Source organism: Vibrio vulnificus CMCP6, from assembly GCF_000039765.1.
GTDB lineage: Bacteria > Pseudomonadota > Gammaproteobacteria > Enterobacterales > Vibrionaceae > Vibrio > Vibrio vulnificus_B.
Genome location: NC_004459.3, coordinates 1,299,925 through 1,323,772 on the forward strand (window position 1 = coordinate 1,299,925; position 23,848 = coordinate 1,323,772).

The following is a 23,848-nucleotide window of genomic DNA, read 5'->3' on the forward strand; positions in this document are numbered from 1 at the left end:
GTAAACCCTTAAGGCCAGCAATTTGCTGGCCTTATTTTTGTTCTATCGGTCAAAAGGCTTGCCTTTCGCGACTGGTGCTGCAAAATACCGCCCTTATCTATCCGTTCATCTTTGAGTGAGTTGTTGTTTTCCAATGCTATTGATCATCGATAATTACGATTCGTTTACTTACAACCTTTACCAGTACTTTTGTGAACTGGGCGCACAGGTGCAAGTGGTACGTAATGATGAGATTGATCTGGCGGGTATCGCACAACTAAACCCCACACACCTGGTGATCTCTCCTGGGCCTTGTACGCCAAACGAAGCGGGGATTTCGCTGGCTGCGATTGAGCACTTTGCCGGTAAACTGCCGATATTGGGGGTGTGTTTAGGCCATCAAGCGATCGCGCAAGTATTTGGTGCGAAAGTGGTGCGAGCCAGACAAGTGATGCACGGCAAAACCTCGCCTATTACGCACAATGGCCGAAGCGTCTTCAAAGGGTTGAACAATCCACTGACCGTGACGCGTTACCACTCACTTGTGGTGGAAAATGGCTCGCTACCAGCGTGTTTTGAGCTCACCGCATGGACAACTCATGCCGATGGCAGCATGGACGAAATCATGGGCTATCAGCACAAAACACTGGCGATTGATGCGGTTCAGTTTCACCCAGAGTCGATCAAAACTGAGCAAGGACATCAGTTACTAGCGAACTTTCTAGCGCGCTAATCCTGATCGCGATCACCTTTCTTAACATTTTCTTCATCTTTTTTTGCTTTTGCGATGAGTGAAAAACTATTCGCGCCGTTCTGCATTCTGTTTTCATTTTTCTTACCACATCAGCAAGCTTCTGCACTTTTTAAAAAAGTGCTTCAATAATTTACCAACTTGATGCATAAATAGTCATTAATAGTGACTATCAGGATTTGCACCCCGAACCAAAAAGAATAAATCACTATTGAAATCGTTAATTAATTGTAAATACAATGCCGCATCAGCGTAAATGCAAGACAATATTTGCCGAACAGTGAAAGTCGGTGTAATTCGCTATCTGCTGCGGTATCGAGAGGGAATGTGTAATGACAGTGGAAATGAAAGTAGAGCGTGGATTGTTCGATGAGGTGATGGTGCCTTGTTACAACCCAATGGAGATGATTCCAGTTAAAGGGCAGGGCTCTCGAATTTGGGACCAAAACGGTAACGAGTATATCGACTTTGCTGGTGGTATTGCGGTGAGCTGTTTAGGTCATTGTCACCCAGTGATGGTGAACGCACTGACAGAGCAAGCGGGTAAGCTTTGGCATTTGAGCAACGTTATGACCAATGAGCCAGCGTTGCGTTTGGCAAAAAAACTGACCGAAGTGAGCTTTGCTGAACGTGTGTTCTTTGCCAACTCAGGCGCGGAAGCCAACGAAGCCGCACTGAAACTGGCGCGCCGTTATGCCGCAGATGTTTATGGCCCAGAAAAATCAGAAATCATCGCGTTTAAACAAGGTTTCCACGGACGTACTTTCTTCACCGTGACGGTGGGTGGTCAGGCGGCGTACTCGGATGGTTTTGGTCCGAAACCGGGCGACGTTACTCACCTTCCTTACAACGATATTGAAGCACTGCAAGCACACATTTCAGACCGTACCTGTGCGGTCATGATGGAACCGTTACAAGGCGAAGGCGGCATCATTCCACCAACAGCGGAATTCATTCAAGCCGTGCGTGAACTGTGTGACAAACACAATGCGCTGCTGGTATTTGATGAAGTGCAAACGGGCAATGGCCGTACGGGCGAGTTCTATGCTTACCAAGGTCTGGGCGTCACGCCCGATATTCTCAGCACGGCAAAATCGCTTGGTGGTGGTTTCCCTATCGGCGCTATGCTCACCACAGCGAAACTGGCTGAACACCTAAAAGTGGGCACGCATGGTTCAACCTATGGCGGTAACCCATTGGCTTGTGCCGTGGCAGAGGCTGTGGTCACAGAAGTGTCTAAACCTGAAACGCTACAAGGCGTGAAAGAACGTGAACAGTGGTTCCGTGAAGGATTAGCTAAACTGAATGAGAAATACCAAATCTTCGCTGAAATCCGTGGTAAGGGATTATTGCTTGGTGCTGCACTGAATGAACAATGGAAAGGCCGTGCTCGTGATGTGTTGGTAGCTGCAGGCAAAGAAGGTTTATTAGTGTTGGTGGCGGGCGCAAACGTGGTGCGTTTCACACCTTCACTGGTCATTACTAAACAAGAAATCGAAGAAGGTTTCGCGAAGCTAGACAAAGCGATCGCTTCTCTAGTCTAAGCGCTGCTTATGCCGAACATTCACCCATGGAAGCGGGTGAATGTTCGATGCCTTTCCTAGGAGCTAACGCATAGAACCTAGGGCCTTCTATCCCCTTACTATTTGAAGTTGCAGGCGCGTTGGCTATGCTCGTTCCCCTAATCACATAGTCTATCTATGCTGATGGGGATGAACTCACTTACCGCCTACCTGCAACGTCAATTCGTTTGGGTATGTGCATCTGGAGGGAGTATTGATGCTAGTTGTTCGCCCTATTGCAATGTCGGACTATGAATCTTTGCACACCTGCGCTGTTGAGTCAGGGCATGGATTCACTTCTCTACCGGTTAACGAAGAGTTGTTAACCAATCGAATCAAACATTCTGAATACAGTTTTGCCAAAGCCAATGTGACCGAACCCGGTGACGAAGGCTATCTGATGGTCGGTTTTGACAGTGAAACGGGTGAGGTTGCGGGAACTACAGGTATCGAAGCCTCAATTGGCTGGGATGTGCCGTTTTACTCGTATCACATCAGCAAGATTGTTCACTCATCGCCGAAATTAGGCGTTAACAATGTCGTGAAACTGCTGACCTTTGGCAATAACTACACCGGTTGTAGCGAAATTTGTACCCTATTTTTGCGCGAGAAGTTTCGTCAAGGTTTGAATGGTCGCCTGATGTCTAAGTGCCGTTTTCTGATGATGGCAGAGCATCCACACCGTTTCTCTCAAACCATTTTTGCCGAAATGCGCGGTGTTTCTGATGCGCAAGGCAATTCGCCATTTTGGCAGTGGTTGCAAGAGCACTTTTTCTCAATCGATTTCACCATGGCGGATTACCTTACGGGTATCGGTAAGAAAGGTTTTATTGCCGATTTAATGCCAAAGCTGCCGATCTACATCAACCTGCTCAGCCCAGAGGCGCAAGCGGTGATTGGTCAAGTGCATGACAACACAAGACCTGCGTTGAAGTTGTTGGAAAGAGAAGGGTTTACCAACCGCGGTTATGTCGACATTTTCGATGGTGGTCCAACGGTGGAATGCGATTTGCGCAATATTGAATCGGTGCGCCATTCCGTACGTGCGAAAGTGCGGATCAGTGAGCATTCGAGCTCAAAAGCGTTCTTAATTGCCAATACTTCATTTGAGGATTTTCGTGCGACTGCCGCCAAAGCAGCGTATGACCCAGCAACATCAAGCGTGATTTTATCTCCAGCCGTCGCCGAAGCGTTGAACGTTGAAGATGGTCACTACGTACGCATGTTGCCGCAGTAAACAGAAAGGAAGAGATGATGACACAGTGGATTGCAGGTGAATGGGTCGAAGGTTTAGGTGAAGAGTTTACCTCTCTCTCCCCGTATGACAATCAGGTTGTTTGGCGTGGCAAGGGAGCCACGGCGGAACAAGTGGAGATGGCGGTGAAAGCAGCGCGCCAAGCGTTTGTTGGCTGGAAAACATTGTCCGTTGCCGAGCGAGAGGCGGTGGTGTTGGCCTTTGCTGAGCAAGTGAAAGAGAACAGTGAAGAGATCGCCCAAGTGATCGCCAAAGAAACCGGCAAGCCGCTTTGGGAAACGCGCACTGAAGCGGCGGCCATGGCGGGTAAAATCGCCATTTCGATTCGTGCGTACCATGAGCGTACCGGCGAGTCGCAAAAAGAAGCCGCAGGCAACCAGATTGTTTTGCGTCACCGCCCGCTTGGTGTGATGGCGGTCTTTGGCCCGTATAACTTCCCGGGTCATTTACCCAATGGTCACATTGTGCCTGCGCTACTAGCCGGTAACACTGTGGTGTTTAAACCTTCTGAGCAAACCCCGTGGACGGGCGAGCTTGCCATGAAGCTGTGGCAAGCTGCAGGCCTGCCTCAAGGGGTGATCAACCTGGTACAAGGTGGCAAGGAAACGGGCATTGCTTTGGCGGAATCGAAAGGCATCGATGGTTTGCTGTTTACGGGAAGTGCCAACACAGGTCATTTATTGCATCGCCAGTTTGCTGGTCAGCCGGGCAAGATGCTGGCACTTGAGATGGGCGGCAACAACCCTATGGTGATCACCGATCACTATGGCGATCTTGATGCCACCGTCTACACCATTATCCAATCGGCTTTTATCAGTGCCGGGCAGCGTTGTACCTGTGCACGTCGTCTCTACATCCCATTGGGTGAGAAAGGCGATGCACTGATCACCCGCTTGGTCGAAGCGACCAAGAAGTTGCGTGTTGATCAGCCATTTGCAGAACCTGCTCCCTTCATGGGACCACAGATTTCGGTGGCTGCTGCAAACTTCATTTTGGCGGCGCAAGCTAACCTGCAATCGCTTGGTGGAGAGAGCTTGATTGAAGCCAAAGCGGGTGAGGCGGCATTTGTCACGCCGGGTATTATCGATGTCACCAACATTGCTGAGTTGCCCGACGAAGAATACTTTGGCCCATTGCTGCAAGTGGTGCGTTATCAAACACTAGAGCAAGCGGTTGAGCTCGCCAATGATACCCGCTTTGGTTTATCGGCTGGTTTGGTGTCAACTGATGATGGTGAGTGGCAATATTTCGTTGATCATATTCGTGCTGGCATCGTCAATCGTAACCGTCAGCTAACGGGCGCGAGTGGTGATGCTCCGTTTGGTGGCCCCGGTGCGTCGGGCAACTTGCGCCCAAGTGCGTACTACGCCGCGGATTACTGTGCCTATCCAATGGCTTCGATGGAAGGGGAGGAGACATCACTCCCTGCAACGTTAAGCCCAGGCGTCGAACTGTAAAATAATAATAAGGGCGTGTTAGTCGCCCAAGGGTGCAGTGGGATCGAGCCTGAGTCACTGTGGCCCAACTATAAGTGAGGTTTTTTACACCTCGGTCATCGCCGTCACAGGTTGATGGCGATGTCGGTTGCACTCTGGACAGCAACCGCCATCGCCATTTTTCCATTTACGCTATAACCGACAACGTGAATCTACAACAACAAGGAGGCGTTATGACGCCAGCTGTTCTCTTTCAATCGCTATGGAATGACTATATTCAACGTTTGTGTCCTTCCGCTGCAAAAGTTCATCAACTGCTAGAAGAAGATGAGCCATTGATCAACGACCACATCGCTTTGCGCACATTTAATGTTGCTCCGCTGGGTATCGAGACGCTAGCCAAGCCATTTCTAGAGCTCGGCTATGTGGCGTGTGGTGATTACCTGTTTAAGAGCAAAAAGTTGATTGCCAAGCACTTTGAGCATCCCGACCCGACCCAACCTAAAGTGTTTATCAGCGCACTAAAAGTGGATGAATGCTCGGAGGCGTTACAAGCCATCGTCGAAAAATTGGTGGCGCAAGTCGACGCTTCACGTCTAGAAGACAGTGCATTTTTACACGGTGGTCGTTTATGGGATCTGTCGTTTGTTGATTACCAAACCCTAGCAAAAGAAAGTGAATACGCGTCTTGGCTGGCGGCTCATGGCTATGGTGCCAATCACTTTACCGTCAGTGTCAATCAGCTCAAGGCGTTGGACTCGGTCAAAGGCGTGAATGATCACTTACGCAACGCAGGCTTTGTCATTAACGAAGTGGGTGGTGAAGTCAAAGGCTCACCTGAGGTGTTGCTCGAGCAATCCTCGACCATGGCCGACAAAGTGGCGGTGCACTTTAGCGAGGGCAGTGAGATCGTACCTGGTGGTTTCTACGAATTCGCCAAGCGTTACCCGATGGACAATGGTGAGCTTTACCCAGGGTTTGTGGAAGCGTCTGCCGATAAGATTTTCGAAAGCACTAATGGTTAACAGAATCGAGAACGGGCTGCGCCCTGAAGGTTCGAGAATGCTTTGCTGTGAGAGATTTTAACACTCGAAATCTGAGAGGGTTTAGTCTCGAAGGAGGAAGTTTGCTGCTGAAGCGTAGTGCTCTTGACTTCCAATACCTGTCTCTGTGAAACAAAAAAGCCACTCATGTTGCCATGAGTGGCTTTTGAAATTGTTCATCGTTAATGGAAATTAACGAGTACCGTAAACAACGATAGTCTTGCCGTGTGCAGAAATCAGGTTCTGCTCTTCGAGCATCTTCAAGATACGACCTACTGTCTCACGAGAACAGCCAACGATTTGACCGATTTCTTGACGAGTGATCTTGATCTGCATGCCATCTGGGTGCGTCATCGCATCTGGTTGTTTAGCCAGATTCAATAGCGTCTGAGCGATACGACCAGTTACGTCTAGGAATGCTAAGTCACCCACTTTTTGGCTGGTTACTTGCAGACGGCTTGCCATCTGAGCAGATAGACGCATCAGGATGTCAGGGTTGACCTGAATGAGCTGACGGAATTTCTTGAATGAGATTTCTGCGACTTCACAAGGTGATTTTGCACGAACCCATGCGGTACGCTCTTGACCTTCTTCGAACAGGCCTAGTTCACCAATAAAGTCACCTTGATTTAGGTAAGAAAGGATCATTTCTTTACCTTCTTCATCCTTAATTAGTACCGCCACAGAACCTTTTACGATGTAGTAAAGCGTTTCTGCTTTTTCGCCCGCATGAATGAGCGTGCTTTTTGATGGGTACTTATGAATATGACAGTGTGAAAGAAACCACTCTAGTGTTGGATCGGTTTGAGGTTTACCTAGAACCATAATATCTCACTTCCTCTGCAGGGTACGCTTGCCGCTATCCATATTTTAGCGAAGCCTTAATCTTGGCTTCCTAGAATAAGAGCTGTTAACTAAGGCTGCAAGCTATCTTGTGTTTCGGTTTGAAATAGTATCCTTTTTCGAAAACGATTTCTTGATTTTAATCGTGCCGAGTATCGGATTTTTTAAGCAAAACTGTGCACATGATCACGGTATGAAAAGTAATCGCTCTCCGTGCTGAGTTTTTATCCAATTTTGCCCGTTTCAATCAATTGTTGCAGGATAGGCTGCACAATTAATTCCATAGCAAAACTCATTTTTCCTCCCGGCACCACAAGGGTGTTGTGGCGTGACATGAACGAGCCATCGATCATCGCCAGTAGGTATGGAAAATCAACGTTTTTGATTCCTCTAAGACGAATCACCACAAAGCTTTCATCAAGGCTTGGGATGCCTTTGGCGTTGAGCGGATTGGAGGTGTCGACCGTTGGAACTCGCTGAAAGTTGATGTGAGTACGAGAAAATTGCGGTGTGATGTAATTCAGATAGTCATCCATTGAGCGCACAATCGAATCCATCACGGCCTCGCGTGAATGGCCGCGATCTCGGGTATCTCGCACGTATTTCTGTATCCACTCTAAGTTGACGATCGGCACCATGCCTATCAAGAAATCGACGTGTTGCGCGACATTCACTTCGCCATCCACCACGCCACCGTGCAGTCCTTCATAAAACAGCACATCGGTATTTTCCGGTAGCTTTTGCCATGGGGTAAAAGTGCCGGGCATTTGGTTATAGGGTACCGCTTCGTCAAACGTGTGCAGATAGCGGCGCACTTCACCAGTGCCAGATTTACCGTATTGGCGGAAAAATTCGCCTAGAGCTGGGAAATCGTTGGCTTGAGGGCCAAAATAGCTGATATGACGGCCTTGTTCTTTTGCCTTGCGAATTTCGACGTCCATCTCTGGACGGGTAAAACGGTGGAAGCTATCCCCTTCGACCCATGCGGGCTTGATGCTCATCATATTGAACATCTTGCGGAAAGCTTCGGAGGTGGTGGTGGTGCCGGCACCGGATGAACCTGTGACGGCTATTATTGGGTGTTTTGCAGACATGACAGACCTTGTCGTATTCAAACTTACCTGTTGAGCGGGAATCGGCCTCCCGCGGAGCAATCGTTTGTCCCACTATAGCACGTTCACTTTGCTTGTCATGGGATAGGATTCGGTAAAGTGTGGCGCAGCTAGAATTTTTGTTTTAACTGAATATCCACGGTTTCGTGTAACTCAGAGAAAACCACCACCGCTTCACCGCATTCCAGTTGCTGCTGTACTTGTGCGATTTTTTCTTCTAGTGAGTATTCACTTTCACCGTAATCGGTGCCTTCACGCAGGACAAACTCGCGAATCAAATTGCTCAGTGCCTCAGGGCTGATTTGTTGCCATGGAACGATCATAAATACCTCTTTATTCTATGCTCGTGAGTGGATTTGTCGGCCGACAGGGGCGCTATTATCCAGAAACCGCCATACTTTCATAGTAGGCGGGCAGCGCTTCTTCTAGCCAAAATCGCGGTTGCAGTGCGGTTCCGCTGAGAAAACCGACATGACCACCGTGATCAAACAGTCGATAATCGATGTTGTCTGGGAGCACAAACTTAGGGATCACTGCGTCGGTCATAAAGGGATCGTCTTTCGCGTGAATGATTTGAGTCGGAATGCGAATATCACGAAGTTTGTTGAGCCCAGAACACTGCTGATAATAATCGGCGGCATCTTGAAAGCCGTGCAGCGGGGCGGTGATCAAGTCATCAAAGTCGTACAGTCTTGTTACTCGTTTAATCGCTTGATAGGAAAGATCGAGTTCGCCAGCCAGCAAATGGTGCTTACGCAGTGCATTGCGTTTGAGCGAGGAGAGTAAGTAGCGACGATAGACGCGCGAAAACCCTTGCTCAATACGTTGCGAACAAGCGGACAAATCCAGAGGCGCAGAGACGATGGTCGCTGCATCCAGCCGTTCGTCTCCCTGATACTTGGCAAGGTAGTTGGCCAGCATATTGCCCCCTAAGGAGATGCCCACGGCGACTTTGACCGTGTGAGGAAACGCGTCGTGCAAATGCGTAAGAAACAGTCTTGCATCCTCAACTTCGCCGGAGTGGTACGCGCGCGCGAGGCGATTGGGCTTACCGCTGCAACCACGAAAATGCATCATCACCGCCAACCAACCAGCGTCAGCAAACGCTTTCATTAGACCATTGGCGTAAGGGCTATAGAAGCAGCCTTCAAGGCCGTGAAATAACACAAACAAGGGTTTGTTTTTGGCTTGATCATTGTGTGGAGATTCGCTCCAAGCGAGATCCAAAAAATCACCGTCAGGCGTATCCAGCGTTTGCCATAAAGGTTCAAACAAGGCTTTTTTTCGAATTAAGCGCGGCAATAAGGTTTGTAGGTGTGGATTTTTTATCCCAGCTGCGGCGGTAAACTGAGTCATGTGTGTTGCTCTTTGAGTTATTTGGATCAGCGAGGCATTTCACTGATCTTTGTATGCGTGATACGAGTTAATTTAGTCCTTCTGCTCAACTTTTCGTCAATCATTGAGGGTAATGTTCTTTGTGAGACGGGCTCAGGATCACACTTCAACCGAGTTTCTGCGACGGTGAGGCAACGGCGAAGGCGTTGTAGAGATGCGCGGCACCGAGATGTTGGCAGTAGCGCTGTGTGAGCGGCTGTTGCTGGTTGGGTGACAGCGTTAGGGTGTTGATGCAATCAACGAGATCGGATTGTTGCTGCTTTTCCAATTGCAGTTCAAATTGCAGTGCTTCGCGATAGAGGGTATCCGGCAGATGCTGTTTAAACTGGCGGCGGAGATCGCGATAGGTATGCAGTAGGGTTTCAGAGCGGCCCAAGCAGGCTTGTACTTGGTGCCACTCTTGCTCTTGAAACGTCAGTTGTTGTTCATCGAGCCATTTGAACAGCAACAGTAAGTTGACGTTGCCGTTAAAGTTGTTCTGCAAAGCAAGGCACGCCTCTTTCACTTCTCGAATCGAATAATATTGTAGGCTGAATTGCCACAGCCTTTCGAGGGTAAGTGAAGGTTGGACGTGCTCTGAACTCATTGGCTATTGAACTCCTGTTCCATCTGTTCCAGTACTTCCTGTTCTGCCATCCACTCCATTTCAATCTCTTCGAGAGCGGATTTACTTTGTGCTTGCAGCGCCAGTACTTGAGTAAGTTTAGCTTTATTTTCGGCATCATACAGTGAGTTATCAGACAATTGCTGCTCTGCTTCTGCCAACGCTTCGCCCAACTTATCCATTTTCGCTTCTAACTGTGTCAGTTTTTTGCGAATTGGTGCGGTTAACTTACGAAAATCGGCTTCACGACGCTTTTGCTCTTTTTTCGCTGCGGCACTGTTGCTGCTGTCTTTGGCAGGCATTTCTGCGGCCGCTTCGCGACGCTCCGCTTTTTGCTGTTCAGTGAGCCATTTGTAGTAGTCATTGAGATCACCATCAAATGGAGCCACTTGGCGATCGTGCACTAGGTAAAGATCATCGGTGGTCGCGCGGATCAAATAGCGATCGTGTGAGACGATCACCATCGCGCCTTCAAAGGTTTGCAGTGCCAGTGTCAGCGCTTGGCGCATATCTAAGTCTAGGTGGTTGGTCGGTTCGTCGAGCAGCAGTAAGTTTGGTTTTTGCCAGACGATCAACGCTAACACTAAGCGAGCTTTTTCTCCGCCTGAAAATGGCGCCACTTTCTCCAGTGCTTTGTCACCGTGAAAACCAAAACTACCCAGATAATTACGCAGTTCTTGTTCGGTTTTATCTGGCGCGATCTGCATCATGTGTTGCAGTGGCGTTTCTTCGGGATGCAAGGTTTCCAATTGGTGTTGAGCAAAGTAACCAATTTTGACGCCTTGCGAGTAAGTCAAATCGCCACCTTGGGCTTTCAACTCTCCGGAGAGGAGCTTGATCAGCGTTGATTTACCAGCGCCGTTGCGGCCGAGCAAACCAATGCGGCTGCCTGGCACCAGATTAAGACGAATTTTATCGAGGATGAGGTTGTCACCGTAACCGGCAGAAACGTCATCCATCATCATGATCGGATTTGGCAGCGCGGCAGGTTCACGAAATTCAAAGCTAAATGGGTTATCAAACTGTGCGGGGAGCACTTTTTCTAACTTCTCCAGCGCTTTGATGCGGCTTTGCGCTTGGCGTGCTTTGGACGCCTTGTAGCGGAAACGATCGATGTAGCTTTGCATGTGCGCCATCTGCTTCTGCTGCTTCTCAAACATCGATTGTTGCAGGATCAGTTTCTGAGCGCGCTGGTTTTCAAATGATGAGTAGTTACCGGTGTACTCATTGAGTTTCTGGTTTTCAATGTGAACGATGCGGTTCACGATTGGGTCGAGAAAATCACGGTCGTGCGAGATCAGCATCAAAGTACCTGGGTAGCTTTGTAGCCAACGTTCTAGCCACATGACAGCATCAAGGTCTAAGTGGTTGGTTGGTTCGTCAAGCAGCAACAGATCAGAACGACACAGCAGGGCTTGAGCAAGGTTGAGACGCATGCGCCAGCCACCCGAAAACTGGGTCAGGTTCCAATGCATCTGCTCTTGGCTAAAACCTAAACCATCCAAAAGCTCTGAAGCGCGTGCACGAATGCTGTAGCCGCCAATGGTTTCAATTTTACCGTGCAATTCAGCAATGCGAGTCCCTTGTTCTTGTGCTTCGGCTTCCGCCAACTGGCGTTCAAGCTGACGATATTCACGATCGCCATCAATCACATATTCAATGGCGCTGCGTTCTAAAGCGGGCGTTTCCTGTGCGACCCAAGCTAACTCCCAATGTTGAGGAGAGCTAAATGAGCCCGCATCAATCGAAAGTTCGTCTTTAATTAAGGCAAACAGGGTGGATTTACCACAGCCATTTTTGCCGACAAGGCCGATTTTATCACCCGGATGAATCGTTGCGGATGCTTGGTCAAGGAGAGGAGAGCCGCCGCGCAGCAGCTGGATATCTGAAAAGGTAATCATGTCGTTCTGCTTAGTTTATCAATGCTGTTTATTCGTGCACTTTCTTGCTGCGCATAGTAGGAGGAAAGAGGATAAATGTCGATCATTATGCAAATATGAGTATGATGAGTAACAAGTGAGTAACACTTTGTTTTATTAGCTTCCACGCAAGTTCAAGGGGAGCCGATCACAAAGACGATAAATGGGACGAATGGAAGACGCCATGATGATCAATAGCGCGATAACAAAAAAACAGCCCAAAGTTTTGGTGATTTATGCCCACCCGGAGTCACACACGTCCGTGGCCAATCAGGTCATGATTAAGAAAATCTCCTCATTGTCGCACGTGACCATTCGTGACCTTTACGCCATCTACCCAGATTTCTTTATTGATGTGAAAGCCGAGCATAAATTGTTGCTTGAGCACGATGTTATTGTTCTGCATCACCCTATGTTTATGTATTCCTGCCCTGCGTTACTCAAAGAGTGGATTGACCGTGTGTTGGGCAAGGGCTTTGCGTTTGGGCAAGGCCAAGCGTTGGCGGGGAAGTATTGGCGCAGCGTCATCACCACCGGTGGCAAAAAAGAAGCATTTAGCGCCAAAGGCTACAATAAATACCCACTCGAAGAGATTCTGCAGCCATTTGAATTAACCGCGGCACTGTGTCAAATGCACTGGATTGAACCCTTAGTGCTCTATTGGGCGAGAAACGTCTCTGATGTAGAACGCTATCAACACGCCGAGCAGTATCGGCAGTGGCTCAACGATCCGTTAGGAGGTTTTGATGGCTCTCACCAGTGATTTTTTACAAACCAGTGTGGTCTTTCTCTCTGCTGCGGTAGTCGCGGTGCCATTGGCGCAGCGCTCTGGATTGGGGTCGGTCCTGGGTTATCTGCTGGCAGGCGTGGCCATTGGCCCATGGGGATTGGGGCTCATTAGCGATGTTGACGCCATCTTACACTTTGCCGAGCTTGGCGTGGTACTGCTGCTGTTTCTGATTGGTTTGGAGTTGAATCCGAAAAAATTATGGCAAATGCGCGGTCCTATTTTAGGCTTGGGTGGCGCTCAGGTGGTGATCACCACCTTACTGATTGCCAGCATCATCCAATGGTTTAGCGTGAGTTGGAATACTGCGCTGGTGATTGGAATGGGGCTTGCGCTCTCCTCCACCGCGATTGCGCTTAAAGTACTTGAAGAGCAAGGGCTTGCAAGAACGGAAACGGGTCAGTCTGGCTTTGCCGTGTTGCTGTTCCAAGATATTGCCGTTATTCCTATGCTCGCGTTGTTGCCGCTCTTGGCGGGAAGCGGCATGAGTGGCGATTGGCTGAGTTCCTTACTGACCTTCTCTGCGGTGGTTGGGCTTTTGGTTGGCGGACACTTTTTATTGCGACCGCTGTTTCGCTATGTGGTGCTCACTGGAGTCAGAGAGCTGTTTACCGTCACCGCTTTACTGGTGGTGCTTGGTATTGCGATGCTGATGCAGCAGTTGGGTTTATCGATGGCTCTTGGCACTTTCTTAGCTGGGGTATTGTTGGCGGAAAGTGAATATCGCCACGAGCTAGAGATTGCGATTGAGCCTTTTAAAGGGTTGCTACTTGGCTTGTTTTTCATTGCGGTCGGCATGGCGGTCAACTTAGGGTTACTGGTGGTCCATCCGATAGAAGTGATTTCTGCGGTGTTGGGATTGGTGGCGCTTAAAGGAGCAGTACTTTACTTGTTGGGGCGTGTGAGTCGTATGCGTGCGAAAGCGCGCAGCCGTATGGCGGCGATTCTCAGCCAAGGGGGAGAGTTTGCCTTTGTTATTTTTACTGCGGCGAGCAAAGAGGGGCTGCTCAATCCCAGTGAAGTCTCGTTCTTACTGGTGGTGGTGAGTTTGTCGATGGTCACCACCCCGCTATTGCTCAATATTCAGAAATGGTGGTATGCCCGAACGTTAAATCAAGAGAGTGACGTGCTGGCACCGGATGTTGTGGATACGGAGCCGCGAGTGATCATTGCGGGTTTTGGCCGTTTTGGTCAGATTGTCGGCCGCTTACTGTATGCCAACAAGATCAAAGTGACGGTCTTAGAGAGCGATGCTAGCCAGATCCAACTGTTACGGAAATATGGCTACAAGGTTTTTTATGGTGATGCCACTCAGTTAGATTTGCTACGAGCGGCAGGCGCGGCCAAAGCCGAAGCGTTAGTGATTTGTACTGATTCACCGGATCAAGTGATGAGTATTGTTGAGTTGTGTCAGCAGCATTTCCCGAATTTGAAAGTGTTGGCGCGAGCACGTAGTCGCGTAGAAGCTTATCAATTGCTCAGTCATGGTGTGAGCACTTATTCGCGTGAGACCTTTTTAGGTGCGCTTGATCTTGGGCGTCAAACCTTAGTGGAAATCGGCATGCACCCCTATCAAGCAAAGCGGGCAGAAGCGCATTTTCGCAAGCTAGATAATGCTATGCTTAAAGAGCTATTGCCGCAGCACAATCAAGATAAAAAATTGGCACAGCGTGCTAAAGAAGCGAGAAAAGAACTAGAAGAAATCTTTGCGCATGAGATGGAAAACGATCATCAGTCGCGAAATTTCTGGGATGAAAGGTAGTCATGTTAGTGAAAAGCAAAAAACGTTTTATTGCTGGGGCCAGCTGTCCTTCGTGTCAGCAGCAAGACACTCTATTGTGGTGGAGTGAGAACAATATCGAGCTGGTGGAATGTGTCGAGTGTGACTTCAAAGAGCAACGCAAGCCAAAGTCTGTAGATAAAAATAAACACGCGGATCAGGAAATGATCGGTATTTTTAAGCCGGAATAATTGAGTTTCTCAGATTGATCCCCATAATATCGGCATTGATATTTGGTTCTGACTGATTGGGATTGGTCAGGCAAATTAACCTCTCTGGAGTAGTTATGAAAATTGAAAAGAACGTGGTTGTTAGCCTTGCGTATCAGGTAAAACTGGAAGATGGCATTGTGGTTGACTCTTCAACAACCGATGCACCACTGGATTACTTGCACGGTCACAACAACCTAATCACTGGCCTAGAAAACGAGCTTGAAGGCAAAGTGGCGGGTGATAAATTCACAGTGACAGTTGCTCCGGAAGATGCGTACGGCGAGCACAACGATGCGTTGGTTCAACGTGTACCAGCGGAAGTATTCCAAGGTGTTGACCAAATCGAAGTGGGCATGCGTTTCCTTGCTGACACAGACCAAGGTCCAATCCCTGTTGAAGTGACTGAAGTTGATGGTGATGAAGTGGTGGTGGATGGTAACCACATGCTAGCTGGCCAAACACTGACATTCGACGTAGAAGTGGTTGCTGTTCGTGAAGCGACAGCGGAAGAGATCGAGCACGGTCACATCCATCAAGGTGGCGGTTGCTGTGGTGGTCATGATCATGACCATGATCACGACCACGAAGGCGGCTGTTGTGGCGGCGAAGGTCACGGCCACAGCCACGGCGAAAAAGACGGTTGCTGCGGTGGCGGTAGCTGCGGTTCACACTAATTGAACCCATCTCTCGAATAAGTCGGGAGAGTTTAGGTAAACAAGCGCAAGCGGAGAAATCTGCTTGCGCTTTTTTCTATTCTACGCTCAGATATTGGCCAAGGATTCTTAATGAGTAGAGCCACGATGAACAAGCCTTTTTCCATTGCCATTCACGGTGGTGCCGGCACCATTTTACGCAGCCAGATGAGCGATGAGCTCAAAGAGGCCATTTTGTCCGATTTACAACACGCGGTCAGAGCGGGGTATCAATTACTTGAGCAAGGAGCCGATGCATTGGATGCGGTGGTGGCTGCGGCCAAAGTGTTGGAAGACTCGCCGAATTTCAATGCAGGAAAAGGTTCGGTGCTGACTCACAATGAAATGGTGGAGATGGATGCCTCTGTGATGCATGGACGAGAGCTCAAAGCGGGGGCCGTTGCTGGGGTTCGCCATATCAAAAACCCCATAGAGCTGGCGCGTGATGTGATGCAAAACAGTGCTCATGTCCTACTCATTGGGGAAGGGGCGGAGAAATTTGCTTTTGAGCAAGGCCAGCAGTACACCGAACAGGATTATTTCTTTACTGACCGACGCTATGAGCAACTGCTCTCGATGCGTGAAAAAGGCTTGTTTGCGTTGTCGGAAGCCAAATATCCCGATGATAAAAAACATGGCACGGTGGGTGCGGTGGCGCTGGATCAGCAAGGCAATCTTGCGGCCGCTACCAGTACGGGCGGTGTCACCAATAAAAAATATGGCCGCGTTGGCGATTCTGCGCTGATTGGCTGTGGCACCGTGGCAAAAAATGGCGTGGTGGCGGTGTCGACGACTGGCGTGGGCGAGTTCTTTATTCGTAAGCGTGTGGCCGAAGATGTTGCGGCGCGGATGCGCTATCTCAACGAAGATGTGCATACGGCGTGTGAGCAGATTATTCACGGAGAGCTGAAGAGCATGGGTGGCGAAGGCGGTTTAATTGCGGTTGATGCGCAGGGGGACATTCACTTTGCCATGAACAGTTCCGGTATGTATCGAGCGGCCATCAATACCCAAGGCGAGCTTTGCGTGAAAATCTACGCTGACGAATAAACAACGCAACAAGCCGCCATCCTACTATCCGTAACAAAACACTAAGCCCAGCAGATTTGCTGGGCTTGGTTGAGTTTGAACTTAACTTTTGAGTTTAGTAGTGCGGTGGTGGTGGCTCTTTTGCTGGGTCTACCATGTTTGAGCTGTCCATATTCTTCATTTTGCCGACCACATACTTCATCTGATCTTGCATCTTGGCAATCAGCAGTTGCTGCTGCGTCAGAGCGTCGTTCAGTTCTTCAATCGTCTGTTCTTGAAACGCCACCTGACACTCCAAGTCATTGATGCGGTTTTCAAGCAATGCGATGGTTTTTTCTGTCATGCTTAATTCTCCAATGGCCATGCTTGGGCGATGCCTGCAGAGGTTGCCGTAATCACTCGGCGCTGAGCATCAAAAGCGGCATCATACACTACCGCGCGAGGAGGGCGAGCATCTTTTAACGGTTCCACCTCATAACTTTCAATTTGTTTACCGCTGGTGGTATTCCAAACCGCGACTCGACCTGAAGGGGTTCCTGTCACCAGTAAACGACCATCATCAGAAAAACGTGCCGTAGAGAAGATTAACTGGCGTGACCAACTTTTTAATTGGCTAATTTGTTGACCCGTTTTCAAATCCCACACAATCGCTTGGTTGCCGCCATCAGAGGTGAAGGCTAATTGGCCGTCACGTTGTAAAGCAACACGATTGACGCGCTCTTCGTGCTCAAAGGTGCGCATGACTAATCCTGTTTCGGTATCCCAAAGGTAGGCTTTGTAATCATTTCCGCCAGTCAGTGCGAAACGGCCATTGGCGGAGATGGCGACAGAATTCACTTTTTCTCGGTGAGCAAGGAACTCCATTCGCCGTCCGGTGACTAAGTTGACGTAAATGGCTTTCCCGTTGGACAAACCAAGGAGGACTTGTTCGCCGTTGCTGCTGATATCAACATCACGGATCAATCCGTCTGAGATCGACCAAAGACCTTCAGACTGGCTTAAGCCAAGATCCCACACCGCAAAGTTCATTTGCGTGGCGGTCACCGCGAAGCGGCCGTTATCAGAGATTCGGATGTTGGACACGACGTTGGCTTCAGGATCTTGCTCGCCGAGTTGGGCAAGTTCTTTGCTCTCGACCAAATCCCACAGCACCAAATGGCGTTGGGTTGAGTAGAGCAACGCAAAACGGCCATCACGACTTAAGGCGAAACTGGTGGAACCTTGTGGTTCGATTTCCCAACGTTGTTCATCCTGCGTAGAAAAAAAACAGCCATTTAACAGAGGAATGACAATTAGCAAGAGTAAGGAATGAAGAATTCTTTGCATCACATCTAATAATCCGGTTTGTGTCCCAAGACATATAGCTAGTATATTGGTATAACAATCGACTTCACCAATCTGTTATGAGATTTGTGGACAATAACCAATGGTTTATCCATTAATTGGAGAGTTTAATGAAATCAGTTTTAAAAGTGTCACTGCTTGCAGCTACTGTAATGCTGGCAGTCGGCTGTCAGAAAGAAGAAGCAAAACCAGCAGCCGCACCACAAGCAGAGCAGGTACAGGCAGAAACCGGTAAAGCGGTTCACTTTAAATCAGAAGATGACAAAGCGGCTTACGCGATTGGCGTGTCGTTTGCTAACTACCTAAGTGCAAGCCTAGACAAGCCAAGTGAAATTGGTATCAACCTAAATAAAGATTTGGTGCTTAAAGGTATCGAGCATGTTTTTGCTGGTAACCCTGAGCTGAATGAAGAAGAAACACGCGCGGCACTAGAAGCGCTAGATAAGCGCGTAGCTGAAACCATGCAGAAGAAAGCGGCAGAAAAAGCAGAAGCTGCAAAGAAAGCCGGTGATGAATTCCGCGCTGAGTTTGAAAAACAAGAAGGTGTGGTGAAGACGGACACTGGTCTTCTATACCAAGTGATCACGCCTGCTGAAGGTGAGAAACCAAAAGACACCGACACAGTTCAAGTTCACTACAAAGGTACATTAACAGATGGTACTCAGTTCGATAGCTCTTACGATCGTGGTGAGCCAGCAACTTTCCCACTGAACCGAGTTATCCCAGGTTGGACGGAAGGTGTTCAATTGATGCCAGTAGGTTCTAAGTTCAAGTTCGTTATTCCACCTGAGCTAGCGTACGGCGCGCAAGACACGCCAAGCATTCCAGCGAACTCAACATTGGTGTTCGAAGTCGAACTATTGAAGATTGAAAACGGCGACAACGCGCAGTAATTTGCAATAGTTTCGCAATCAAAAGGGCTCGAATCATTCGAGCCCTTTTTTGTTCTAAGTCACTAGTTCGTCACTTAGCTAGGTGTTCTGCTCAAAATTTCTGATAAACTTACAGCAATTTGTTGATTATTCGCTCTAAGGCTAAGAAAAAGTGACAACGACAGAAACACTAACTGCAGATATGTTGCTCGAAATGGAGTCCGTTCATGTGAAGCCATTTACTGAGCACGACAAAATCATTCTTCGTTCTTATGAAGCCGTGGTTGACGGGATTGCCAGCCTGATTGGGCCATTTTGTGAGATCGTTTTACACTCGCTGGAAGATTTAAATACCTCTGCGATCAAAATCGCGAACGGTGAGAACACAGGCCGTCAGGTCGGCTCCCCAATTACCGATTTGGCGCTCAAAATGTTGCGTGATATCGAAGGGTCTGAGCGTAACTTCTCACGTTCGTACTTTACTCGCGCCAAGGGCGGGGTATTGATGAAATCGATCACCGTCGCAATCCGTAACGGAGACAATCGTGTCATTGGCTTGTTGTGTATCAACGTCAATTTGGATGCACCATTCTCGCAAGTGTTGCAATCTTTCATGCCAACGGAAGAAGCGAAGCAAGCGGCTTCCTCTGTTAACTTCGCAAGCGATGTGGAAGAGTTGGTGGATCAAACGGTTGAGCGCACCATTGAAGAAATCAATGCCGACAAATCCGTCTCCAACAACACTAAGAACCGTCAAATTGTCATGGAACTGTTTGATAAAGGCATTTTTGATATTAAAGATGCCATCAACCGAGTGGCTGACCGACTGAATATTTCCAAACACACGGTTTACCTCTACATCCGTCAGCGTAAAACTGAGGAAGATGAGAAGTGAGCACGTTACGCTACACTTTGGTGGTGAATGGCTCAGTGTATGGTAGCCAATCGGCGCGAACGGCGTATCAATTTGCTAGCGCTTTGATAGAGAAAGGGCATACCTTAGTGAGTGTCTTTTTCTATCAAGATGGCGTTACCAATGGCACTGAGCTCACCGTGCCTGCTAATGATGAATTTCATTTGACCAAAGCATGGCAACAGTTGGCAAAGCAACACAATGTAAGGCTGGAGACCTGTGTCGCTGCCGCACTGCGTCGTGGTGTTGTTAGCCAATCTGAGGCCTCGCAGCATGGCCTGTTGCAACATAATCTGGCGGACGGGTTCGAACAAGCAGGTTTGGGCAGTTTGGCAGAAGCGATGTTAACCCAAGATAGAGTGGTGCAATTTTGAGTCAGTTAACGTATCTCTTTCGCACCGCGCCACATAGCCACTCTTCTGGTAGAGAAGGCGTTGATGCGTTGCTAGCGGCCTCTGCGTATTGCGAAGCGATCAGCGTGGTCTTCATCGGTGATGGTGTCTATCAGTTGCTGGCAGGTCAGCAAACGGCATCCATTCTGTGTAAAGATTATGCACCAATGTTCAAGTTGTTTGATTTGTACGATATTGAGCACGTGTACGTTTGCCAGCAATCGCTGCAGCAACGTGGCTTAACGAGTGAAGATTTGCTCATTGAGGTCGAGGTGGTTGACACTGCGCAGCTACAAGGTGTTCTTCATAACTCGGCGCAACTGCTTTCATTCTAAGGAATATCATGCTTCATTTGATTAAGAGCTCTCACGCCTTGGAAGAGGCTCTACTCCTCTGCACGGCTTCTGACGCCATCGTCTTATTGGAAGAAGCGGTTTATGCCGCCACATCTGTGCACCCATTGCAGTCACTCTTACCTAAACAGGGCGTCTATGTGTTGCACGGTGATGTGCTGGCAAGAGGCCTTGAATCGCGACTAAGCACCAATATCGCCATGGTGGACTACCACCAATTGGTTGATTTAACGGTGGAACATTCACCTTCCCTAACGTGGTCGTAACCCATTCTTCTGTGCTTGTAGAGGAGAGGAAAACCAGTTGGACAAAAAAGATCCGTATATTTCTTGACACACTTCTCACTGCTGCATAGAATTTTGCGTCCCTAACTCGCTTGCGTGGTTGGGGATTAGATTTTTCACAAAGCTTACTTTAAGTAAATCAGGAGCTAGTTAATGGCAACTATTAACCAGTTGGTACGCAAGCCACGTGCGAAGCAAGTTGTTAAAAGCAACGTGCCAGCACTTGAAGCGTGCCCACAAAAACGTGGTGTATGTACTCGTGTTTACACAACTACACCTAAAAAACCTAACTCAGCACTTCGTAAAGTTTGTCGTGTACGTCTGACAAACGGCTTCGAAGTAACATCGTACATCGGCGGTGAAGGTCACAACCTTCAGGAGCACTCGGTTGTTCTTATCCGTGGTGGCCGTGTTAAAGACCTTCCAGGTGTTCGCTACCACACAGTACGTGGTGCACTTGACTGTGCAGGCGTGAACAACCGTAAACAAGGTCGTTCTAAGTACGGTGTGAAACGTCCTAAGTCTTAATGCCCTTCTTGTTACAAGAGAAGCGTTAAGTAAGGCCAAACACTAAAATTAAATTTTAATTTTGAAGAAACTGAAAAGTTTTGGATAACCTGAAGAATAAGACAACGGAGAATATCCATGCCACGTCGTCGCGTTATTGGTCAGCGTAAGATCCTTCCAGATCCAAAGTTCAAATCTGAACTGCTGGCAAAATTCGTTAACATCCTTATGGTTGACGGTAAAAAATCTGTTGCAGAGAAAATTGTTTACACTGCACTAGACACTATGGCTGAGAAATCTGGTAAAGATCACTTAGCTGTATTTGAAGAAGCTCTTGAAAACGTTCGCCCAGCGGTAGAGGTTAAATCTCGCCGTGTTGGTGGTTCAACTTACCAAGTTCCAGTAGAAGTACGTCCGGTTCGCCGTAACGCACTTGCTATGCGTTGGTTGGTTGAAGCTGCGCGTAAGCGTGGTGAAAAATCTATGGCTGCTCGCCTAGCTGCTGAAATGCTAGACGCGTCAGACAACAAAGGTACTGCTGTTAAGAAACGTGAAGACGTTCACCGTATGGCAGAAGCGAACAAAGCATTCGCTCATTACCGCTGGTAATACCTTCTGTGCTGCGAGGTCCTCTCGCAGCACTTTTCTACACTCTAAGGAATCCCTTAGTAAGAGGATACAATCGTGGCTCGTAAAACTCCTATTGAGCGCTACCGTAACATCGGTATCTGTGCTCACGTAGATGCAGGTAAAACAACCACAACTGAGCGTATTCTGTTCTACACTGGCCTTTCTCACAAAATCGGCGAAGTTCACGATGGTGCTGCAACCATGGACTGGATGGAGCAGGAGCAGGAGCGTGGTATCACAATCACATCTGCTGCGACTACGACCTTCTGGCGTGGTATGGAAGCACAATTCCAAGATCATCGCGTAAACATCATTGATACCCCTGGACACGTTGACTTTACTATCGAAGTAGAGCGTTCTCTTCGTGTACTAGATGGTGCTGTGGTTGTGTTCTGTGGCTCATCTGGTGTTGAACCTCAGTCTGAAACTGTATGGCGTCAAGCAGACAAATACCACGTTCCACGTATGGTATTCGTTAACAAGATGGACCGTGCAGGCGCAGACTTCCTACGCGTTGTGGACCAAATTAAAAATCGTCTTGGTGCAAATCCTGTTCCGATTCAACTAAACGTTGGTGCGGAAGAGGACTTTAAAGGTGTCATCGACCTAATCAAGATGAAAATGATCAACTGGAATGAAGCCGATCAAGGCATGACCTTCACTTATGAAGAGATTCCAGCGGACATGATCGAACTTGCTGAAGAATGGCGCAACAACCTTGTTGAAGCGGCAGCGGAAGCAAGCGAAGAGCTAATGGATAAGTACCTTGAAGAAGGTGAGCTGACTGAAGCTGAGATCAAACAAGCCTTACGTGCTCGTACACTAAACAACGAAATCGTACTTGCTACTTGTGGTAGTGCGTTCAAAAACAAAGGTGTTCAAGCGGTATTGGATGCAGTGATCGAATACTTACCATCGCCAATTGATGTTCCTGCTATCAAGGGTATCGACGAAAATGACAACGAAGTTGAGCGTCATGCTGACGACAACGAGCCGTTTTCTGCGTTGGCATTCAAGATTGCAACTGACCCATTTGTAGGAACGCTAACCTTTATTCGTGTCTACTCTGGTGTGGTAAATACAGGTGATGCTGTTTACAACTCCGTGAAGCAAAAGAAAGAGCGTTTTGGACGTATCGTTCAGATGCACGCGAATAAACGTGAAGAAATTAAAGAAGTTCGCGCAGGTGACATCGCAGCAGCGATTGGTCTGAAAGACGTTACAACGGGTGATACTCTCTGTAACTCAGATCATAAAGTGATCCTTGAACGAATGGAATTCCCTGAGCCAGTGATTCAAATCGCGGTTGAACCGCGTTCGAAAGCTGACCAGGAGAAAATGGGTATTGCACTAGGTAAACTGGCTGCAGAAGATCCATCATTCCGCGTAGAAACGGATGCGGAAACTGGTCAGACGCTGATCTCTGGTATGGGTGAACTACACCTAGATATCATCGTTGATCGCATGAAGCGTGAATTCAGCGTGGATTGTAACGTAGGTAAACCTCAGGTTGCTTACCGTGAAACTATTCGTGGTAAATCGGAAGTTGAAGGCAAGTTTGTTCGTCAATCAGGCGGTCGTGGTCAATATGGTCACGTGTGGATCAAACTTGAACCTTCGGAACCTGGTGCAGGTTTTGTCTTTGTTGATGAAGTGGTTGGTGGTGTTATTCCTAAGGAATACATCAGCTCGGTAGCGAAAGGTATCGAAGAACAAATGAATAGTGGTGTGCTAGCGGGTTACCCAGTACTCGATATTAAAGCAACACTATTTGACGGTTCTTACCACGATGTCGACTCGAGCGAAATGGCGTTTAAGATCGCTGGTTCGATGGCATTCAAGAAGGGCGCACTAGAAGCGCAACCTGTTATTCTTGAGCCTATGATGAAGGTTGAAGTAACCACTCCAGAAGACTGGATGGGTGACGTGGTGGGTGACTTGAACCGTCGCCGCGGCATCATTGAAGGTATGGATGAAGGCGTGGCTGGTCTGAAGATCATTCGCGCTCAAGTGCCACTCTCTGAGATGTTTGGTTACGCTACCGACCTGCGCTCTGCGACTCAAGGTCGTGCCTCTTACTCGATGGAATTCTTCGAGTATGCAGAAGTGCCTAAGAACATTGCGGAAGCAATTGTCGCAGAACGTGGCTACTAA

Annotated in this window: 26 protein-coding genes; 18 read left to right on the plus strand and 8 right to left on the minus strand. The window is 48.4% G+C overall.

What is annotated here, in order from left to right; genetic code table 11:
- Positions 1-133: 133 nt before the first annotated feature.
- The 5 genes from VV1_RS06240 to VV1_RS06260 all read left to right on the plus strand — a co-directional run bounded on the left by VV1_RS06240 (position 134) and on the right by VV1_RS06260 (position 6,008).
- The gene (locus tag VV1_RS06240) at positions 134-712 is read left to right on the plus strand and encodes an aminodeoxychorismate/anthranilate synthase component II (protein WP_011079292.1); all 579 of its coding nucleotides are present in this window, start codon (positions 134-136) and stop codon (positions 710-712) included.
- A gap of 350 nt (positions 713-1,062) precedes the next feature.
- Complete coding sequence (locus VV1_RS06245) at positions 1,063-2,274, plus strand: aspartate aminotransferase family protein (protein ID WP_011079293.1); 1,212 nt, start codon at positions 1,063-1,065, stop codon at positions 2,272-2,274.
- A gap of 235 nt (positions 2,275-2,509) precedes the next feature.
- Positions 2,510-3,529: an arginine N-succinyltransferase gene (gene astA, locus VV1_RS06250; protein ID WP_011079294.1), complete on the plus strand. Its 1,020-nt coding sequence runs from the start codon at positions 2,510-2,512 to the stop codon at positions 3,527-3,529.
- A 17-nt stretch (positions 3,530-3,546) separates the two neighbouring features.
- The gene (gene astD / locus VV1_RS06255) at positions 3,547-5,004 is read left to right on the plus strand and encodes a succinylglutamate-semialdehyde dehydrogenase (protein ID WP_043920934.1); all 1,458 of its coding nucleotides are present in this window, start codon (positions 3,547-3,549) and stop codon (positions 5,002-5,004) included.
- A gap of 212 nt (positions 5,005-5,216) precedes the next feature.
- Positions 5,217-6,008, plus strand: a complete 792-nt coding sequence (locus tag VV1_RS06260) for a DUF1338 domain-containing protein (protein WP_011079296.1) — start codon at positions 5,217-5,219, stop codon at positions 6,006-6,008.
- Positions 6,009-6,218: 210 nt separating this feature from the next.
- Here VV1_RS06260 and crp read toward each other — a convergent pair whose 3' ends face one another.
- The 6 genes from crp to VV1_RS06290 all read right to left on the minus strand — a co-directional run bounded on the left by crp (position 6,219) and on the right by VV1_RS06290 (position 11,881).
- The gene (gene crp / locus VV1_RS06265) at positions 6,219-6,851 is read right to left on the minus strand and encodes a cAMP-activated global transcriptional regulator CRP (protein ID WP_011079297.1); all 633 of its coding nucleotides are present in this window, start codon (positions 6,849-6,851) and stop codon (positions 6,219-6,221) included.
- 242 nt (positions 6,852-7,093) lie between these two features.
- A complete protein-coding gene (locus VV1_RS06270) occupies positions 7,094-7,963 on the minus strand; it encodes a phosphoribulokinase (protein ID WP_011079298.1) in 870 nt (289 codons plus the stop codon).
- Positions 7,964-8,091: 128 nt separating this feature from the next.
- The gene (locus VV1_RS06275; protein ID WP_011079299.1) at positions 8,092-8,304 is read right to left on the minus strand and encodes a YheU family protein; all 213 of its coding nucleotides are present in this window, start codon (positions 8,302-8,304) and stop codon (positions 8,092-8,094) included.
- 55 nt (positions 8,305-8,359) lie between these two features.
- Entirely contained in the window at positions 8,360-9,337 is a 978-nt protein-coding gene (locus tag VV1_RS06280) for a hydrolase (protein ID WP_011079300.1), read from the minus strand.
- Positions 9,338-9,482: 145 nt separating this feature from the next.
- Positions 9,483-9,962, minus strand: coding sequence for a TIGR02444 family protein (locus VV1_RS06285; protein WP_011079301.1), 480 nt, complete (start codon positions 9,960-9,962; stop codon positions 9,483-9,485).
- Complete coding sequence (locus tag VV1_RS06290; protein WP_011079302.1) at positions 9,959-11,881, minus strand: ABC transporter ATP-binding protein; 1,923 nt, start codon at positions 11,879-11,881, stop codon at positions 9,959-9,961. Before VV1_RS06290 ends, VV1_RS06285 begins: the two co-directional genes overlap by 4 nt.
- A 202-nt stretch (positions 11,882-12,083) precedes the next feature.
- On the opposite strand from VV1_RS06290, the gene kefG reads away from it, so the two are divergent.
- The 5 genes from kefG to VV1_RS06315 all read left to right on the plus strand — a co-directional run bounded on the left by kefG (position 12,084) and on the right by VV1_RS06315 (position 16,420).
- The gene (gene kefG / locus VV1_RS06295) at positions 12,084-12,662 is read left to right on the plus strand and encodes a glutathione-regulated potassium-efflux system ancillary protein KefG (protein WP_013571005.1); all 579 of its coding nucleotides are present in this window, start codon (positions 12,084-12,086) and stop codon (positions 12,660-12,662) included.
- On the plus strand, positions 12,646-14,448 hold the full coding sequence (gene kefB, locus VV1_RS06300; RefSeq protein ID WP_011079304.1) for a glutathione-regulated potassium-efflux system protein KefB: 1,803 nt from the start codon (positions 12,646-12,648) through the stop codon (positions 14,446-14,448). The genes kefG and kefB overlap by 17 nt, the downstream gene beginning before the upstream one ends.
- Before the next feature lie 2 nt (positions 14,449-14,450).
- A complete protein-coding gene (locus tag VV1_RS06305; protein WP_011079305.1) occupies positions 14,451-14,657 on the plus strand; it encodes a YheV family putative zinc ribbon protein in 207 nt (68 codons plus the stop codon).
- A 95-nt stretch (positions 14,658-14,752) separates the two neighbouring features.
- On the plus strand, positions 14,753-15,352 hold the full coding sequence (gene slyD, locus VV1_RS06310) for a peptidylprolyl isomerase (protein ID WP_011079306.1): 600 nt from the start codon (positions 14,753-14,755) through the stop codon (positions 15,350-15,352).
- 126 nt (positions 15,353-15,478) lie between these two features.
- Entirely contained in the window at positions 15,479-16,420 is a 942-nt protein-coding gene (locus VV1_RS06315; RefSeq protein ID WP_086016916.1) for an isoaspartyl peptidase/L-asparaginase family protein, read from the plus strand.
- 94 nt (positions 16,421-16,514) lie between these two features.
- On the opposite strand, the gene VV1_RS06320 is transcribed toward VV1_RS06315, so the two are convergent.
- Together VV1_RS06320 and VV1_RS06325 are read right to left on the minus strand one after the other, a co-directional pair.
- Positions 16,515-16,742 (minus strand): SlyX family protein, encoded by a 228-nt coding sequence (locus VV1_RS06320; protein WP_011079308.1) that lies wholly within the window; start codon positions 16,740-16,742, stop codon positions 16,515-16,517.
- Between the two features lie 2 nt (positions 16,743-16,744).
- Positions 16,745-17,725 carry a WD40 repeat domain-containing protein gene (locus tag VV1_RS06325; protein WP_013571009.1) on the minus strand — a complete coding sequence of 327 codons (981 nt, stop codon included), beginning with the start codon at positions 17,723-17,725 and terminating at the stop codon, positions 16,745-16,747.
- A gap of 128 nt (positions 17,726-17,853) precedes the next feature.
- Between VV1_RS06325 and fkpA the strand changes: the two genes are divergently transcribed.
- The 8 genes from fkpA to fusA all read left to right on the plus strand — a co-directional run bounded on the left by fkpA (position 17,854) and on the right by fusA (position 23,848).
- Positions 17,854-18,636 (plus strand): FKBP-type peptidyl-prolyl cis-trans isomerase, encoded by a 783-nt coding sequence (gene fkpA / locus VV1_RS06330; protein ID WP_011079310.1) that lies wholly within the window; start codon positions 17,854-17,856, stop codon positions 18,634-18,636.
- Between the two features lie 151 nt (positions 18,637-18,787).
- A complete protein-coding gene (locus VV1_RS06335; protein ID WP_011079311.1) occupies positions 18,788-19,510 on the plus strand; it encodes a helix-turn-helix transcriptional regulator in 723 nt (240 codons plus the stop codon).
- Positions 19,507-19,902 (plus strand): sulfurtransferase complex subunit TusD, encoded by a 396-nt coding sequence (tusD, locus tag VV1_RS06340; protein ID WP_011079312.1) that lies wholly within the window; start codon positions 19,507-19,509, stop codon positions 19,900-19,902. Before VV1_RS06335 ends, tusD begins: the two co-directional genes overlap by 4 nt.
- A complete protein-coding gene (gene tusC, locus VV1_RS06345) occupies positions 19,899-20,255 on the plus strand; it encodes a sulfurtransferase complex subunit TusC (protein WP_011079313.1) in 357 nt (118 codons plus the stop codon). Before tusD ends, tusC begins: the two co-directional genes overlap by 4 nt.
- 8 nt (positions 20,256-20,263) lie before the next feature.
- Positions 20,264-20,539, plus strand: coding sequence for a sulfurtransferase complex subunit TusB (gene tusB / locus VV1_RS06350; protein ID WP_011079314.1), 276 nt, complete (start codon positions 20,264-20,266; stop codon positions 20,537-20,539).
- Positions 20,540-20,710: 171 nt separating this feature from the next.
- Positions 20,711-21,085 (plus strand): 30S ribosomal protein S12, encoded by a 375-nt coding sequence (gene rpsL / locus VV1_RS06355; RefSeq protein WP_011079315.1) that lies wholly within the window; start codon positions 20,711-20,713, stop codon positions 21,083-21,085.
- Between the two features lie 117 nt (positions 21,086-21,202).
- On the plus strand, positions 21,203-21,673 hold the full coding sequence (gene rpsG / locus VV1_RS06360; RefSeq protein WP_011079316.1) for a 30S ribosomal protein S7: 471 nt from the start codon (positions 21,203-21,205) through the stop codon (positions 21,671-21,673).
- A 75-nt stretch (positions 21,674-21,748) separates the two neighbouring features.
- On the plus strand, positions 21,749-23,848 hold the full coding sequence (gene fusA, locus VV1_RS06365; protein ID WP_011079317.1) for an elongation factor G: 2,100 nt from the start codon (positions 21,749-21,751) through the stop codon (positions 23,846-23,848).